At 69.8% G+C, this 14,387-nt stretch carries 17 protein-coding genes, 1 tRNA gene and 1 pseudogene; 8 read left to right on the top strand and 11 right to left on the bottom strand.

Features of this window, described 5'->3' with window-relative positions; translation table 11 throughout:
* Window positions 1-34 precede the first annotated feature (34 nt).
* From H8N03_RS13160 to H8N03_RS13140, 5 genes are all read left to right on the top strand, one after another.
* The gene (locus tag H8N03_RS13160) at window positions 35-1,000 is read left to right on the top strand and encodes a transporter (protein ID WP_187076648.1); all 966 of its coding nucleotides are present in this window, start codon (window positions 35-37) and stop codon (window positions 998-1,000) included.
* A 15-nt stretch (window positions 1,001-1,015) separates the two neighbouring features.
* A tRNA-Ser gene (locus H8N03_RS13155) sits at window positions 1,016-1,105 on the top strand.
* Window positions 1,106-1,242: 137 nt separating this feature from the next.
* Window positions 1,243-1,632: a response regulator gene (locus tag H8N03_RS13150; protein WP_187076647.1), complete on the top strand. Its 390-nt coding sequence runs from the start codon at window positions 1,243-1,245 to the stop codon at window positions 1,630-1,632.
* Window positions 1,632-2,426 (top strand): alpha/beta fold hydrolase, encoded by a 795-nt coding sequence (locus tag H8N03_RS13145; RefSeq protein ID WP_187076646.1) that lies wholly within the window; start codon window positions 1,632-1,634, stop codon window positions 2,424-2,426. The genes H8N03_RS13150 and H8N03_RS13145 overlap by 1 nt, the downstream gene beginning before the upstream one ends.
* Before the next feature lie 2 nt (window positions 2,427-2,428).
* Entirely contained in the window at window positions 2,429-3,577 is a 1,149-nt protein-coding gene (locus H8N03_RS13140; RefSeq protein ID WP_187076645.1) for a PAS domain-containing sensor histidine kinase, read from the top strand.
* 1 nt (window position 3,578) lies between these two features.
* Here H8N03_RS13140 and H8N03_RS13135 read toward each other — a convergent pair whose 3' ends face one another.
* Window positions 3,579-3,791, bottom strand: a complete 213-nt coding sequence (locus H8N03_RS13135) for a DUF2158 domain-containing protein (RefSeq protein WP_187076644.1) — start codon at window positions 3,789-3,791, stop codon at window positions 3,579-3,581.
* Window positions 3,792-3,949: 158 nt separating this feature from the next.
* Between H8N03_RS13135 and H8N03_RS13130 the strand changes: the two genes are divergently transcribed.
* Window positions 3,950-4,153, top strand: a complete 204-nt coding sequence (locus H8N03_RS13130) for a hypothetical protein (RefSeq protein WP_187076643.1) — start codon at window positions 3,950-3,952, stop codon at window positions 4,151-4,153.
* Between the two features lie 70 nt (window positions 4,154-4,223).
* Here the strand turns inward: H8N03_RS13130 and H8N03_RS13125 are convergent, their stop codons facing one another.
* The 10 genes and pseudogenes from H8N03_RS13125 to H8N03_RS13080 form a co-directional block, all read right to left on the bottom strand.
* On the bottom strand, window positions 4,224-4,424 hold the full coding sequence (locus H8N03_RS13125; protein ID WP_187076642.1) for a hypothetical protein: 201 nt from the start codon (window positions 4,422-4,424) through the stop codon (window positions 4,224-4,226).
* Window positions 4,417-4,761 carry a hypothetical protein gene (locus tag H8N03_RS13120; RefSeq protein WP_187076641.1) on the bottom strand — a complete coding sequence of 115 codons (345 nt, stop codon included), beginning with the start codon at window positions 4,759-4,761 and terminating at the stop codon, window positions 4,417-4,419. Before H8N03_RS13120 ends, H8N03_RS13125 begins: the two co-directional genes overlap by 8 nt.
* A gap of 71 nt (window positions 4,762-4,832) precedes the next feature.
* On the bottom strand, window positions 4,833-5,495 hold the full coding sequence (gene ureG / locus H8N03_RS13115) for an urease accessory protein UreG (protein ID WP_187076640.1): 663 nt from the start codon (window positions 5,493-5,495) through the stop codon (window positions 4,833-4,835).
* Complete coding sequence (locus H8N03_RS13110; RefSeq protein ID WP_255428202.1) at window positions 5,492-6,211, bottom strand: urease accessory protein UreF; 720 nt, start codon at window positions 6,209-6,211, stop codon at window positions 5,492-5,494. The genes ureG and H8N03_RS13110 overlap by 4 nt, the downstream gene beginning before the upstream one ends.
* Window positions 6,204-6,728: pseudogene (ureE, locus tag H8N03_RS13105) on the bottom strand (urease accessory protein UreE); the annotation flags it as partial. The pseudogene ureE and the gene H8N03_RS13110, both read right to left, overlap by 8 nt.
* Complete coding sequence (locus H8N03_RS13100) at window positions 6,728-7,369, bottom strand: LysE family translocator (RefSeq protein ID WP_187076637.1); 642 nt, start codon at window positions 7,367-7,369, stop codon at window positions 6,728-6,730. The pseudogene ureE and the gene H8N03_RS13100, both read right to left, overlap by 1 nt.
* A gap of 10 nt (window positions 7,370-7,379) precedes the next feature.
* The gene (gene ureC, locus H8N03_RS13095; RefSeq protein ID WP_187076636.1) at window positions 7,380-9,098 is read right to left on the bottom strand and encodes an urease subunit alpha; all 1,719 of its coding nucleotides are present in this window, start codon (window positions 9,096-9,098) and stop codon (window positions 7,380-7,382) included.
* Between the two features lie 7 nt (window positions 9,099-9,105).
* Window positions 9,106-9,411 carry an urease subunit beta gene (locus tag H8N03_RS13090; protein WP_187076635.1) on the bottom strand — a complete coding sequence of 102 codons (306 nt, stop codon included), beginning with the start codon at window positions 9,409-9,411 and terminating at the stop codon, window positions 9,106-9,108.
* A gap of 4 nt (window positions 9,412-9,415) precedes the next feature.
* Window positions 9,416-9,583 (bottom strand): hypothetical protein, encoded by a 168-nt coding sequence (locus H8N03_RS13085; protein WP_187076634.1) that lies wholly within the window; start codon window positions 9,581-9,583, stop codon window positions 9,416-9,418.
* Window positions 9,584-9,596: 13 nt separating this feature from the next.
* On the bottom strand, window positions 9,597-9,899 hold the full coding sequence (locus H8N03_RS13080) for an urease subunit gamma (RefSeq protein ID WP_187076633.1): 303 nt from the start codon (window positions 9,897-9,899) through the stop codon (window positions 9,597-9,599).
* Between the two features lie 57 nt (window positions 9,900-9,956).
* Here H8N03_RS13080 and H8N03_RS13075 point away from each other — a divergent pair, with 57 nt between their 5' ends.
* Both H8N03_RS13075 and H8N03_RS13070 read left to right on the top strand, forming a co-directional pair.
* On the top strand, window positions 9,957-13,388 hold the full coding sequence (locus H8N03_RS13075; protein WP_187076632.1) for an ATP-binding protein: 3,432 nt from the start codon (window positions 9,957-9,959) through the stop codon (window positions 13,386-13,388).
* On the top strand, window positions 13,385-14,332 hold the full coding sequence (locus H8N03_RS13070) for a response regulator transcription factor (protein WP_187076631.1): 948 nt from the start codon (window positions 13,385-13,387) through the stop codon (window positions 14,330-14,332). The genes H8N03_RS13075 and H8N03_RS13070 overlap by 4 nt, the downstream gene beginning before the upstream one ends.
* Window positions 14,333-14,387: the final 55 nt, after the last annotated feature.

Raw genomic sequence — 14,387 nt, 5'->3', positions numbered from 1 at the left:
GCGGCGGGAGCCTGCCTTCGAACAGGAGATCCTGATGCGTTCCTCTTTCCGTGCCACGGCGCTTGGCGCCGTCCTGGCCTTCGCCTTCCTTCCTGCCGCGCACGCCAGCTGCGGCGCCGCCTTCTGCGCCGTCAACGGCGACTGGGCTTCCGACGCCCTCGGCCTGCAGGAGGGCTCCGTGCTCGACCTGCGCTACGAATACATCCCGCAGGACCAGCCGCGCGCCGGCTCGCGCCGCATCGGCGTGGGCGAGATCCCGCACCACCACGACGAGGTGGAGACGACCAACCGCAACCTGCTCCTCAACTACAGCAGGAACTTCGCGGGCGGCTGGGGCTTCTCGCTCGCCCTGCCGCTGGTGCACCGCGAGCACCTGCACGTGCACAACCACCACGGGGCGCAACTGCCCGAGCGCTGGGACTTCCGCGAGCCGGGCGACCTGCGAGCGACCGGCCGCTACCAGGCACCCTGGATCGACCAGTCCGCGGGCCCGGCGAGCGCCGGCGTCACCTTCGGGCTGAAGCTGCCCACGGGCCGCACGAACATCGCCAACGCCGAAGGCGACGTCGCGGAGCGCAGCCTGCAGCCGGGCACCGGCACCACCGATGCGATCCTGGGCGCCTTTTTCCACCAGCAGCTCACGACCCGCCCTGCCTCCTGGTTCGCGCAGGTGCAGGTGCAGGCCGCCCTGCACCAGCACGACGGGTTCGCTCCCGGCGCGCAGCTGTCGGCCGACCTCGGCTACGCGCATGCCGTCACGGACAGGTTCTCGGGACTGCTGCAGCTCAATGCCGTCTTCAAGCAGCGGGACCGCGGCGCGAACGCGGAGCCCGAGGACAGCGGCGGCCGCTTCCTGTTCGTGAGTCCTGGCTTCAGCTACGAGCTGTCGGAACGCTGGCGCCTCTATGGCTTCTGGCAGCAACCGCTGTACCAGTACGTCAACGGCGTGCAGCTCACCGCGGACAAGGCGCTGGTGATCGGGGTGGCCACGCGGTTCTGAGAGAATCGTCCGGTCGGAAGCGTGGCAGAGCGGTTGAATGCACCGGTCTTGAAAACCGGCGATGTCGCAAGACATCCGTGAGTTCGAATCTCACCGCTTCCGCCACCGGCGCGTACGCAGCTCCTGCAAAGTCGGAGCATTCCTACAGCCATCTTCGCGCGCTTCAGACAGAATCCGCCGCTTTGGACTGTCATGTTGGTCCTCTGCCGGGCGATTGGCCCGGCTGCGGATCCGGAGGTGGTATGGCTGTACGCGTGTTCATGGTGGAAGATTCGAAGCCCATGCAGGAGCTCCTGCGGGACCTGCTCGAGTCCGTCGGCGGATTCGAGCTCGTGGGCATGGCCACCAACGAGACCGCTGCCACCGAATGGCTGCTGCGCCACCGCGGCGGCTGGGACCTCGCGATCGTCGACCTGCTGCTGGCCGAGGGCTCGGGCTTCACGCTCGTGAGCCGCATGAACAAGGAGCCTTCCGGCGCCGTCGTCGTGTTCAGCGACTTCGTGACGCCCGTCGTGCGCCAGCGCTGCATTCGCCTGGGCGCGGACGGCGTGATCTCCAAGGGGCAGTTCGGCGAACTGCGTGCCTACCTGCACGCCTTCCCCGGGCGCGTGCACGAGGTGCAGGAAGCCTGATGGATGTCCGCAAGCGCAACAACGTGCACGTGCAGGGCGAAGGCCCGCCCATGGTGTTCGTGCACGGCTTCGGGTGCGACCAGGCCATGTGGCGCCTGCTGGCGCCGCACTTCGCCGAAACGTACACCTGCATCCTGCTCGACCTCGTGGGCAGCGGGCAGTCCGACCTCTCGGCCTACGACAAGCAGAAGTACTCCAGCCTGCACGGCTACGCGTCGGACCTGTGCGAGGTGCTCGCGGCCGTGACCACCGCGCCGGCCATCTGCGTGGGGCACTCCGTGAGCTCCATGATCGGCATGCTGGCCAACATCGCGTCGCCGGACCAGTTCCTGGCGCAGGTGATGGTGGGGCCCTCGCCCTGCTACATCAACGACGGCGACTACGTCGGCGGCTTCGAGCGCAGCGACATCGACTCGCTGCTGGAGACGCTGGAGAGCAACTATCTCGGCTGGTCCAGCAACATGGCGCCGGCCATCATGGGGGCCCCCGACCAGCCGGAACTCGCCGTCGAACTGACCAACAGCTTCTGCCGCACCGACCCCGAGATCGCCAAGCAGTTCGCGCGCGTCACCTTCCTCTCGGACCACCGCGCCGACCTGCCGAAGCTGCAGGCCCCCACGCTGGTCCTGCAGTGCAGCGAGGACCTGATCGCGCCCGTCGCGGTCGGGCAGTACCTGCAGAAGCAGATCCCGAACTGCACCCTGCGGATCATCGAGAACGTGGGGCACTGCCCGCACCTGAGCGCACCGAGTGCCAGCGCGGACGCCATGGAGCAGTTCCTGCGCCAGCTCTAGCGATGGACACGCCCCTCCTCCCCGGGGCGGAAGCTTTGTACGAAGCGGCCCCTTGCGGACTGCTGCTGGCCGCGGCGGACGGCCGCATCGTCGGCGCCAATGCAACGCTCTGCCGCTGGCTGCAATATGCGCGCGAGGACCTGGTGGGGCAGCTGCGCTTCCAGGAGCTGCTCACCATGGGCGGGCGCATCTTCTGGCAGACGCACCTGCAGCCACTGCTGCGCATCCAGGCGTCGGTGGCGGAGGTGAAGCTGGAACTGCGGCGCAAGGATGCGTCGGGCGTGCCCGTGATGGTCAACATGGCCGAGCGGCCGTGGAACGGCGGCACGCTGCTGCACGTGGCCGTGTTCCTCGCGGAAGACCGCGACAAGTACGAGCGCGAGCTGCTCCTGCAGCGGCGCCGGGCCGAGGAACTCGCGGCGCAGGTCGCGCGCGACCAGCAGGAGCTGGCCGTCGCGCGTGGCGAGGCGGAGGACCGCGCGGTGTTCGCCGAACAGCTGGTGGGCATCGTCAGCCACGACATCCGCAACCCCCTGTCGGTGATCCACATGAGCACCGCCCTGCTGGAGCGCGGGCTCGCGCCAGCGCAGCAGGCCCAGGCCGTCGCGCGGGTGAGCCGCGCCGTGCAGCGCGTGCAGCGGCTGATCGCGGACCTGCTCGATTTCACGCAGGCGCGCGTGGGCGGAGGGCTGGGCATGAAGAAGTCGGATGGCGACCTGCACCAGGCCATCGCCGACAGCGTGTCCGAACTCGCGGTGGCTTTCCCGGCACGGGAGCTGCGCCACGAGCGCAGCGGCGACGGCCGCTGCCTGGCCGACGCCGACCGCATCGTGCAGGCGGTGGGCAACCTCGTGGCCAACGCGGTCTCGCACGGCGACCCGGCGCGGCCGATCACGGTGCGCAGCGAAGGCAGCGCGGACAGGATGCGGGTGAGCGTGCACAACGACGGCCCGGCCATCCCGCCCGAGCTGCTCCCGCGCATGTTCGAGCCGATGGTGCGCGGCGCGCAGGCACGTGCGCAAGGGGTGGGCCTGGGGCTCTACATCGTGCGCGCCATCGTGCAGGCGCACGGCGGCACCGTTGCCGTGCAGTCGGCGGCAGGGGAGGGCACGACTTTCCTGCTGGAGTGGCCCCGGGGTGGCGGGGCCTGATTCAGGGCCCGGAGGCGTCCGGCCCCGCGCGCGAAGCCGGCCCGGCGCTGCGCAGGCGCCGCAGCGCGGCGATCTCGAAAGTCCCCTGGTGCAGGCGGCCGTCGACCAGCCACGCGCAGTACGCGAGGTTCTGGGACCGCGCCTGCACGGTCATTTCCGGCCCGCCGGCGCTCGGCGCGACCAGGTCGCCGACCTGGATGGGTTCTTCAGACATCGGCGCGATTATCATCGCATGTGCGTCGGAGCGCTTGCCCGGCCATGGTAACGGCCGGGCGCCGCTGGCCCGCCGCTTTCCCATAGCCGTTACGGGCGACGTCCTACACCTGCGCGGCAGTCGCGGCGCGAACATGCGCACAAGCAGGAAGGTTTCCGATGTCCCAACAGCAAGAACAGCTGCTGCCCGAGGATGGCCAGTCGCCGCCGAAGGAAGAGGTGCAGCAGCAGCAACAGCAGCCCCAGTCCGGGCCCGAAGGCCATGCCGGCCAGGGTTCCGACAGTGCCATGAAGCAGATGCGCATCTGGGAGCAGCGCCGCGCGAGCAATTCCGGCGGCAAGCGCCGCCACGGCCCCAACTGAGGGCCGGCGACACGACGGCAAGCGAGCGGCCCGCGGGCCGCTTTTCTCTTGGTGCGTACGGAAAAAGTGCTCAGGCGCTCGGCCGCGAGGCCGCGTCCTCTTGCGGCTGCGCCTCGCGCCCGCGGGCTTCGCGCGCATCCGCCGAATGCGCCGGCCTGGCCTGCAGCGACTTGGTCAGGTAGGGCAGCACGCTTTGCGCTCCCGAGCCCCACCGCTGCCCCGGGGGAGGCAGGTCGGGCTGCTCCTGGTCGTAGGCCTGGGCTTCAGCCATGGCTGCCAGGCCAGAGGTCGACCGCCGGCTTGCGGATGAAGGACGGGTCGTCCTCGGCCACGCGGGCGTGCTCGCCCGGCCACGAGAACAGCATGTCGCACCCGAACATCTCGTCCTCGCCGCCCAGCAGGTGCTCGCGCCAGCCCAGGTCCCGCAGGTGGTCGGCCACGAAGTTGACCTGCCGGTAGCCATCGAGGTTGTCGTGGGCGAAGAGCTTGCCGTCGCAGGCGAGCCCGATCCGCAGGTTCATGCGCCGCGAGGTCGGCAACTGCCTCGCCATCGCGAACAGGCGCGCGACGCTCTCGAACGCCGGCGGGGGTTCCTTCAGCAGTTCCATGGTCCCGGAAGGTAGGCCTGCCTTGCCGGCTCCGCTGTAGGACGGCATCCCGTTGGGGTTACATCTCGTGACTACGCATGTCCTGTTTGTTGCAGCATGCCGCGCTGTTCGATGAAGCGGACCACCTCCTGCAGGCCGTCGCGCGTCTTCAGGTTGGTCATCACGAAGGGCTTGTCCTTGCGCATGCGCTTCGTGTCGGCCTCCATGACGCCGAGGTCGGCCCCGACGTGGGGAGCGAGGTCGGTCTTGTTGATCACGAACAGGTCGCTCTTGGTGATGCCCGGGCCGCCCTTGCGCGGGATCTTCTCGCCGGCCGCCACGTCGATCACGTAGATGGTCAGGTCCGACAGCTCGGGGCTGAAGGTCGCCGCGAGGTTGTCGCCGCCGGACTCGACGAACACCACGTCCGCTTCCGGGAACTCGGCCAGCATGCGGTCGATGGCTTCGAGGTTGATCGACGCGTCTTCGCGGATCGCCGTGTGCGGGCAGCCGCCGGTCTCCACGCCCAGGATGCGCTCGGCCGGCAGCGCGCCGCTGACGGTCAGCAGGCGCTGGTCTTCCTTCGTGTAGATGTCATTGGTGATCGCCACGAGGTCGTAGCGCTCGCGCATCGCCTTGCAGAGCATCTCCAGCAGCGTGGTCTTGCCGGAGCCGACGGGGCCGCCGATGCCCACGCGCAGCGGCGGCAGCTTCTTGGTGCGGCGGGGGATGTGGTGGAGGACGGCGGCGCTCATGATCGGAACAGGCGGGAGTACTGGATTTCGTGGCGGGCCGAGAGGATGGCCAGCATGGGGGTGAAGGACTGGCGGCCGTCGTCGCCCAGAGCGAGCGCGTGGTCGACGGCCGAAGGGATGTCGCCGGCGAGTCGCTTCAGGATCCGCTGCCCGGCCGACTGCCCGAGCGGCACCGCCTTGATCGCGGCCTGCATCATGTTTTCGGACCAGGCGAAGGCGTAGGTGAGGGCGATGGGCCGCACCGCGGCACCGGTGGCGTGGGCGGCCAGTGCGAAAGCCACGGGGTAGGTGTGTGCCGTAGGCTGGGTTCGCGAAGCGACCCCAGCGGAACCGCGATCCAATGCTGGGGTGCCTTCGGCAACCCAGCCTACGGTGCCTTCGGCAACCCAGCCGACGGACCGCTGCCAATCGGCAAGCGACTTCCCCATCTGCTCGCCCTGCTGCCGCAGCTCGCCCGTCTCCCGGGTCTGCCGCACCCACGCATCGAGCTCTGCCGCCCGCCGTGGATCGCGCGCAACCGCTGCCACGACCGCCAGGTCGCCGCGCGCCAGCGTGAGATGCAACTGGTCGACGAGCCAGTCGCCGGCGCTCTGCTCATCCCGCACGAGCCCGTGTTCGACGGCGGCCTCCAGCCCTTCCGAATACGAGAAGCCCCCCACCGGCAGCGCCGGCGAGGCAAGCCACACCAGCCGCAGCAGCGCGGCGTCAGTGTCCATGGCCGTGGTCGTGGTCGTGGTCGTGGTCGTGCGATCCATGCTCGTGGTGGTGGTGCCCGCCCGCATTGCCGTACGCACCGCCTTCCGGTTCGAATCCTTCGTTGGACTCGCGCACGATGAGGTGCATGGACCGCAGCATGTCCGCCAGCACGTGGTCCGGCTCGATCTTCAGGTGGTCGGGCCTCAGCTCGAGGGGCACGTGCCGGTTGCCCAGGTGGTAGGCCGCGCGCAGCAGGTCGAAGGGGCTGCCGTGCCCGGTGCAGTGCGTGATGACCAGCACCGGTTGCGGCGCGGCCAGCACGCGCACCATGGAGCCGTCCTCGGCCACCAGCACGTCGCCGCCGCGCACGACCGTGCCGCGCGGCAGGAACACGCCCAGCGTGCGGCCTTGCGAATCCGTCGCTTCGAAGCGGCTCTTCTGCCGCACGTCCCAGTCGAGTTCGACGGTGGCGGCGCGCTTGAGCAGCACGGGCGCCAGCCCCTGTCCGCCGGGGAGGATCTTGTTGACGGCCAGCATCAGCGCGAAGCGGGTTGGTGGCCGAACGCCGTGAGCACGCCGAGGCCGATGAACGAGGTGCCGGCGATGCGGTTGCCCCAGGCCGCGTGCCGCCCGGCGCGCGCGAGCCGCGGGCCGACGATGCTCGCGGCGAGCACGTAGCCCAGGTCGGTGCAGCCGGCGATGGCGCAGAACACGAAGCCGAGCGCCAGTGTCTGCACGAGGGGGCTGCCGTGCGCATCGAGGAACTGCGGCAGGAAGGCGGCGAAGAAGAGCGTCGTCTTCGGATTGAGCAGCGCGACGACGAAGCCGTCGCGGAAGATGCGCCGCCACGGCTGCGCGGCGGGGCGCGGCACGCTCGCGTCCACCGCGGCGGGCGTGCGCCACAGGCGGATGCCCAGCCACACGAGGTAAGCCGCTCCCGCCCACTTCACCACGGTGAACGCAGCCGAGGACACGGCGAACAGCGCCGCCAGGCCCAGCGCGGCGCCGGCCGCATTGGCCAGGTTGCCGAGCGCGACGCCGAGCACCGACGCCAGGCCGCTGGCGCGGCCCTGCGCCACGGTGCGGGCGATGATGTAGACGACGGCGGGGCCGGGCGTGAGCGCCAGCGCGAGGCTGGCCCCCACGAAGGCGAGCAGGAGGGGGAGGTCGGGCAGCATGGTCCCCACTCTAGAACAGGAAGTACCGCTGCGCCATCGGCAGCACCGTGGCCGGCTCGCAGGTGAGGAGTTGCCCGTCCGCCCGCACGGCATAGGTCTGCGGGTCGATCTCCATCTTCGGCAGCCAGTCGTTGTGCACGAGGTGCTGCTTGCGGATGCGGCGGATGTCGCGCGCCGCCGCCACGTGCTTCTGCAGGCCGAACTTCTCCTTCACGCCGGCGGCCATGCCGGCCTGCGAGACGAAGGTGATGGAGCTGCGGTGCAGCGCGCCGCCGAAGCTGCCGAACATGGGCCGGTAGTGCACCGGCTGCGGCGTCGGGATGGAGGCATTCGGGTCCCCCATCGCGGCCATCGCGATGCTGCCGCCCTTGAGGATCAGCGCCGGCTTCACGCCGAAGAACGCCGGCTTCCACACCACCAGGTCGGCCCACTTCCCGGGGGCTATGCTGCCCACCTCGTGCGCGATGCCGTGCGCCAGCGCGGGGTTGATGGTCAGCTTGGCGATGTAGCGCTTCGCGCGGAAGTTGTCGTGCCGCTCGCTGTCGCCCGGCAGCTTGCCGCGCTGCAGCTTCATCTTGTGGGCGGTCTGCCAGCAGCGCAGGATCACCTCGCCCACGCGCCCCATCGCCTGCGAGTCCGAGGAGAACATGCTGATCGCGCCCAGGTCGTGCAGGATGTCCTCGGCCGCGATGGTCTCCTTGCGGATGCGGCTCTCGGCGAAGGCCAGGTCCTCGGGGATGGCGGGGTCGAGGTGGTGGCACACCATCAGCATGTCGACGTGCTCGTCGAGCGTGTTGACGGTGTAAGGCATCGTCGGGTTGGTGGAAGAGGGGAGGAAGTTCGCCTCGCCCACCACGCGCAGGATGTCCGGCGCGTGCCCGCCGCCCGCGCCTTCGGTGTGGAAGGCGCAGAGGCCGCGGCCCTTGGTCGCCGCGATCGTGTTCTCGACGAAGCCGGATTCGTTGAGCGTGTCCGAGTGGATCGCGACCTGGATGTCCATCGCTTCGGCGACGTCGAGGCAGTTGCCGATCGCCGAAGGCGTCGTGCCCCAGTCCTCGTGCAGCTTCAGGCCGATGACGCCGGCTTCCACCTGCTCGCGCAAGGCTTGCGGCAGGCTGGCGTTGCCCTTGCCCATGAAGCCGAGGTTCATCGGGAACGCATCGGCGGCCTGCAGCATGCGCTCGATGTGCCACGGCCCCGGCGTGCAGGTGGTGGCCAGCGTGCCCGTCGCCGGGCCGGTGCCGCCGCCGAACATGGTGGTGATGCCGGAAGCGAGCGCCTCCTCGATCTGCTGCGGGCAGATGAAGTGGATGTGGCTGTCGATGCCGCCCGCGGTGACGATCGTGCCTTCGCAGCTGATGATCTCCGTGCCCGGGCCGATGACGATGTCCACGCCAGGCTGGGTGTCCGGGTTGCCGGCCTTGCCGATGGCGGCGATGCGGCCGTCCTTCAGGCCGATGTCGGCCTTCACGATCCCCCAGTGGTCGAGGAGGAGGGCGTTGGTGAGCACCGTGTCCATCGCACCCTCGGCACGCGTGCGCTGCGACTGCGCCATGCCGTCGCGGATGGTCTTGCCGCCGCCGAACTTCACCTCCTCGCCGTAGCCGCCGGCGCGCAGCGTGTAGTCCTCCTCGACCTCGATCACGAGCTCGGTGTCGGCGAGGCGCACGCGGTCGCCCTTCGTGGGGCCGAACATGTCCGCATAGGCGCGGCGGGGAATGGTTGCCATGGTGTTCTCAGAGGGATCCCTGCACGAGGCCGCGGAAGCCGTGCACCTTGCGGTCGCCGGCGTAGTCCACGAGTTCCACCGTGCGTTGCTGGCCGGGCTCGAAGCGCACGGCCGTGCCCGAGGGGATGTTCAGGCGCATGCCTTGCGCGGCGGCGCGGTCGAACGACAGCGCGCCGTTCGTTTCGGCGAAGTGGTAGTGCGAGCCCACCTGGATGGGGCGGTCGGCGGTGTTCTGCACGACGACGACCACCGTGCGGCGGCCGGGGTTCAGTGCGTGGTCGCCGGGCTCGGGGAGCAGTTCGCCGGGGATCATCGGTTCACTCGCCGCGCGAGAGCCAGATCGCGAGGGCGGCGAGCGCGGCAACGAGGAGGAAGCCCCAGGTGTCGCTCGCGTGCCAGTGCCAGGGTTCGCTGATGCCGTGGCCGGGGTGGGCGTGGACGCCGCTGGCGAGGGCGAGCAGCGGCGTGGCGAGCAGGATGCGCATGTTCTTCTTCTCCTCAGACGATGGGCTGGTGGACGGTCACGAGCTTGGTGCCGTCGGGAAAGGTGGCCTCGACCTGGATCTCCGGGATCATCTCGGCGACGCCTTCCATCACGTCGGCGCGCGTGAGCACGGTGCGGCCTTCGCTCATGAGCTGCGCGACGGACTTGCCGTCGCGGGCGCCCTCCATCACGGCGGCCGAAATCAGGGCCATGGCTTCGGGGTAATTCAGCTTCAGCCCCCGGGCCATGCGGCGCTCCGCCAGCAGGGCAGCCGTGAACAGCAGGAGCTTGTCTTTCTCGCGGGGGGTGAGTTCCATGGTGGTGCGGGGACGTTGCAACTGTCGTGCCCGGCACGGAAAGTGCACCTCTGACGCGTGAGCCGCACCATCCCCATCTTCCCCGCCGACCCCGACACCGCGCCCCAGCGCGTGGTCAAGGTCCGGCGGGACTACAACAGCTGGGTGGGGAGCGAAACGCTGGAAGACTACGCGCTGCGCTTCACGCCGCAGCGTTTCCGCAAGTGGTCGCCCTGGCGCGTCGCCAACACGGCATTCGGCGCCGCGTCCTTCCTGATCCTGGAGGCCGTGGGCGCCACGCTGCTGGTGCAGTACGGCTTCCTCAACGCCTTCTGGGCCATCCTCGCCACCGGCCTCATCATCTTCCTCGCGGGGCTTCCCATCAGCATCTATGCCGCCCGCTACGGCGTCGACATGGACCTGCTCACGCGCGGCGCGGGCTTCGGCTACATCGGCTCCACGCTCACTTCGCTGATCTACGCGTCCTTCACCTTCATCTTCTTCGCGCTGGAAGCCGCGGTCATGGCGTACGCGCTGGAGCTCGCGCTCGGCATCCCGCCGACCTGGGGCTACCTGGTGTGCGCGCTGGTGGTGATCCCGCTCGTCACGCACGGGGTGTCCGCCATCAGCCGGCTGCAGATGTGGACGCAGCCCTTGTGGCTGGTGATGCTCGTGGTGCCTTTCGTGTACGTGATGGTGCGCGATCCTGGTGCCTTCACCGGCATCGTGCACTACGCCGGGGAAAAAGCGCAGGCCACCGGCTTCGACCTGCACCTGTTTGGTGCTGCACTGACCGTGGGCATCGCGCTGATCACGCAGATGGGCGAGCAGGCCGACTACCTGCGCTTCATGCCGGCGCGCACCGCCGCGAACCGGCGGGCCTGGTGGGCGGGCGTGCTGGTGGGCGGGCCCGGCTGGGTGCTGCTCGGGGTCGTGAAGATGCTGGGCGGGGCCTTGCTCGCCTACCTCGCGATCCAGCACATGGTGCCGTCCGACCGCGCGGTGGATCCCAACCAGATGTACCTGGCCGCCTACGAGTACGTGTTCCCGCACTACGGGTGGGCGGTGGCCGCGACGGCGCTCTTCGTCGTGGTGTCCCAGCTGAAGATCAACGTGACCAACGCCTATGCGGGCTCGCTGGCCTGGTCCAACTTCTTCTCGCGCCTCACGCACAGCCACCCGGGGCGCGTGGTGTGGGTCGTGTTCAACACGCTCATCGCCTTCATGCTGATGGAGATGAACGTGTTCCAGGCGCTCGGCGACGTGCTGGGGCTGTACTCCAACATCGCCATCGCCTGGATCATGGCGGTCGTCGCGGACCTGGTGGTGAACAAGCCGCTGGGGCTGTCGCCGCGGGGCATCGAGTTCAAGCGCGCCTACCTGTATGACGTGAATCCAGTGGGCGTGGTGTCGATGGCGCTCGCGTCGACGCTGGCGATCGCCGCCTACCTCGGCGTGTTCGGTCCGGGCGCGCAGGCGTTCTCGGCGCTGATCGCGATGGGCGTGGCGTTCGCGAGCGCGCCGCTGATCGCCTGGTTCACGCGCGGCCGCTACTACATCGCCCGCGCACCGGAGGGAAGCTACCGCCGCTACGCGAGCCGCCGCTGCGTCATCTGCGACCGCGACTACGAAGCTCCCGACATGGCGCACTGCCCCGCCTACCAGGGCCCGATCTGCTCCCTGTGCTGCACGCTCGATGCGCGCTGCGGCGACTTGTGCAAGCCGCACGCGAGCCTCTCCGCGCAGTGGTCCGGCACGCTGCGCTGGCTGCTGCCGCGCCGCGTGTGGCCTTACCTGGACACGGGGCTCGGTCACTTCCTGCTGCTGATGCTGGTGATCGCGCCGCTGCTCGCCGCGCTGTTCGGCCTGCTGTACCACCAGGAGTTGCAGGCGGAGCAGCACGTGGGCGTCGAAGCATTGCGCGCCACCTTCCTCAAGGCGTATTTCGCGCTGCTGCTGGTGGCCGGCATCGTCTCCTGGTGGCTGGTGCTCGCGCACAAGAGCCGGCAGGTGGCGCAGGAGGAATCGAACCGGCAGACGCACCTGCTGATGCGCGAGATCGAATCGCACCGCCAGACCGACGAGGCGCTGCAGCAGGCCCGCCGCGCGGCGGACCAGGCGCGGCACGCCGCCGAACAGGCGAACCACGCGAAGAGCCGCTACATCAGCGCCATCAGCCACGAGCTGCGCACGCCGCTGAATTCCATCCTGGGCTACGCGCAGCTGATGGGCGAGGACGCCGCGATTCCGTCTCACCGCAAGCATGCCGTGCACGTGATCAAGCGCGGCGGCGAGCACCTGCTGTCGCTGATCGAGGGCACGCTGGACATCGCCCGCATCGAGTCCGGCAAGCTCACGCTCAACGTCAGGCCGGCGCGCTTCGCCGACGGCGTGCACGAACTCGCGGCGCTGTTCGAAGTGCAGGCGGCCGCCAAGGGCCTCGCCTTCCGCTTCGAGGCCGAAGGCACGCTGCCGGAGGTGGTGCGCGCCGACGAGAAGCGCCTGCGCCAGATCCTGATCAACCTGCTGGGCAACGCGATCAAGTTCACGTCGCAGGGGCAGGTCGTCTTCCGCGTGCGCCATGCGCGCGAGATGGCCGTGCTGGAGGTGGAGGACACGGGCCCAGGCCTCAGCCCGCAGGAGCTGTCGCAGATCTTCGAGCCTTTCGCGCGCGGCCAGAGCTCCGCGCCGGGCGCGGGCCTCGGCCTCACGATCGCCAAGATGCTGACCGACCTCATGGGCGGCGAACTCTCGGCGACGAGCGCGCCGGGCCGCGGCTCCGTGTTCCGCGTGCGCCTCTTCCTGCCCGAGGTGCATGCGCCGGTCGCCGCCGTGCCCGCCCAGAGCCGCCCGCGGCGGGGTTACGAGGGCCAGCGGCGCCGCATCCTGGTGGTCGACAACGAGGAGGCCGACCGCGAGCTGCTGGTCGCCCTGCTGGAGCCGCTGGGCTTCGAGCTGCGCACGGCGGCAAGCGGCCACGATGCGCTGGACCTGCTGGCGGCCGGCCTGCGCCCCGACGCCATCTTCATGGACCTGGCCATGCCCGGCATCGACGGCTGGGAGACGATCCGGCGCATCCGTCGCCTGCCCAAGCTGCACGCGAAGGTCGCCGTGGTGTCCGCGAACGCTTTCGACAAGGGCCTGGAGAACGATGCCGGCGTGCGCGCGGAGGATTTCCTGCTCAAGCCCGTGCGGCACAGCGAGCTGCTGGACTGGCTGGAGCGCCAGCTCGGCCTGCGCTGGCTGCACGAGGAGGTGGCGCCCGCGCCGGCCGCGGCGCCCGCCAGCGTGCCGGGCGTGTGGCCGCGGCCCGACCTGCTCGCTCCGCTGCGCAACGCCGTGGAGCTCGGGTACTACCGCGGCATCCTGAACCAGCTCGATGCGATCCAGGTGGCGCAACCGGAGTGCGCCGCGTTCGCCGGCGAGATGCGCGAGCTGGCGCGCCAGTTCCAGTTCGAGGCGATGGGCCGGGCGCTCTCGCGCGCCCAGCCCGAAGGAGCCCTGCGATGAAAAGCCTGCTCGAGCGCGGCGACAGCGACGTCGTGCTGGTGGTGGACGACGTGCCCGACAACCTCTCGGTGCTGCACGATGCGCTGGACGAATCCGGCTACACGGTGCTGGTCGCCACGAATGGCGAGGCTGCGCTGCAGCGGGCCTCGCAAGCGCTGCCCGACATCGTCCTGCTCGACGCGATGATGCCGGGCCTCGACGGATTCGAGGTCGCGCGCCGGCTGAAGGCGCAGGCGCAGACCGCGCACATCCCGATCATCTTCATGACGGGGCTCACCGAGACCGAGCACCTGGTCGCCGCGCTGGACGCGGGCGGCGTCGACTACGTCACCAAGCCGATCAAGCCCAAGGAGGTGCTGGCCCGCATGGGCGTGCACCTGCAGAGCGCGCGGCTCGCGCGGCAGACCCGCAATGCGCTCGATGCGTTCGGCTACGCGAGCATCACCGTGCGCCCGAGCGACGGCCGCCTGATGTGGCAGACGCCGCTCGCGCGCGACCTGCTGCACGCGTACTTCGGCACCAGCGCCCCGGAGACGCCGCCCGCCATCCTGCAATGGCTGCGCCGGCACCTGGCCGACGCCGAGCGGCAGATCGAGCCGCCGCGCCTGTGCGCCGAGAACGGCGCGCGGCGCCTCTCCATCCGCCTGCACCAGCAGACCGGCGACGACGACTGGCTGATCGTGATGCGCGAAGTCTCCGACGCGGCCATCATCGAGTCCATGAGCCTCGCCTTCAAGCTCACGGCCCGCGAGGCCGAGGTGCTGTACTGGGTGGTGAAGGGCAAGATCAACCGCGACATCGCCGACATCCTGGGCGCCAGCCCGGCGACGGTGAAGAAGCACCTGGAGCGCATCTTCGCCAAGCTGGGCGTGGAGACCCGCACGGCCGCCGCGGGGATGGCGATGAACCGGATCCGGCAATTGCATCCACAGTTCGAAGGGTGAACCCGACCAAGGTGCGCCCGCGTCCCTCCTGCGCTAGCATTGTTTCCTCCACGGA

The organism is Ramlibacter cellulosilyticus, from assembly GCF_014297465.1.
Taxonomy (GTDB): Bacteria; Pseudomonadota; Gammaproteobacteria; order Burkholderiales; family Burkholderiaceae_C; genus Ramlibacter; species Ramlibacter cellulosilyticus.
This window is presented reverse-complemented; position numbering and strand designations above follow the sequence as displayed.

Coding starts and splice junctions, on each gene's coding strand:
- H8N03_RS13160 (WP_187076648.1), top strand. CDS start 35: ATGCGTTCCTCTTTCCGTGCCACGGCGCTTGGCGCCGTCCTGGCCTTC.
- H8N03_RS13150 (WP_187076647.1), top strand. CDS start 1,243: ATGGCTGTACGCGTGTTCATGGTGGAAGATTCGAAGCCCATGCAGGAG.
- H8N03_RS13145 (WP_187076646.1), top strand. CDS start 1,632: ATGGATGTCCGCAAGCGCAACAACGTGCACGTGCAGGGCGAAGGCCCG.
- H8N03_RS13140 (WP_187076645.1), top strand. CDS start 2,429: ATGGACACGCCCCTCCTCCCCGGGGCGGAAGCTTTGTACGAAGCGGCC.
- H8N03_RS13135 (WP_187076644.1), bottom strand. CDS start 3,791: ATGTCTGAAGAACCCATCCAGGTCGGCGACCTGGTCGCGCCGAGCGCC.
- H8N03_RS13130 (WP_187076643.1), top strand. CDS start 3,950: ATGTCCCAACAGCAAGAACAGCTGCTGCCCGAGGATGGCCAGTCGCCG.
- H8N03_RS13125 (WP_187076642.1), bottom strand. CDS start 4,424: ATGGCTGAAGCCCAGGCCTACGACCAGGAGCAGCCCGACCTGCCTCCC.
- H8N03_RS13120 (WP_187076641.1), bottom strand. CDS start 4,761: ATGGAACTGCTGAAGGAACCCCCGCCGGCGTTCGAGAGCGTCGCGCGC.
- ureG (WP_187076640.1), bottom strand. CDS start 5,495: ATGAGCGCCGCCGTCCTCCACCACATCCCCCGCCGCACCAAGAAGCTG.
- H8N03_RS13110 (WP_255428202.1), bottom strand. CDS start 6,211: ATGGACACTGACGCCGCGCTGCTGCGGCTGGTGTGGCTTGCCTCGCCG.
- H8N03_RS13100 (WP_187076637.1), bottom strand. CDS start 7,369: ATGCTGCCCGACCTCCCCCTCCTGCTCGCCTTCGTGGGGGCCAGCCTC.
- ureC (WP_187076636.1), bottom strand. CDS start 9,098: ATGGCAACCATTCCCCGCCGCGCCTATGCGGACATGTTCGGCCCCACG.
- H8N03_RS13090 (WP_187076635.1), bottom strand. CDS start 9,411: ATGATCCCCGGCGAACTGCTCCCCGAGCCCGGCGACCACGCACTGAAC.
- H8N03_RS13085 (WP_187076634.1), bottom strand. CDS start 9,583: ATGCGCATCCTGCTCGCCACGCCGCTGCTCGCCCTCGCCAGCGGCGTC.
- H8N03_RS13080 (WP_187076633.1), bottom strand. CDS start 9,899: ATGGAACTCACCCCCCGCGAGAAAGACAAGCTCCTGCTGTTCACGGCT.
- H8N03_RS13070 (WP_187076631.1), top strand. CDS start 13,385: ATGAAAAGCCTGCTCGAGCGCGGCGACAGCGACGTCGTGCTGGTGGTG.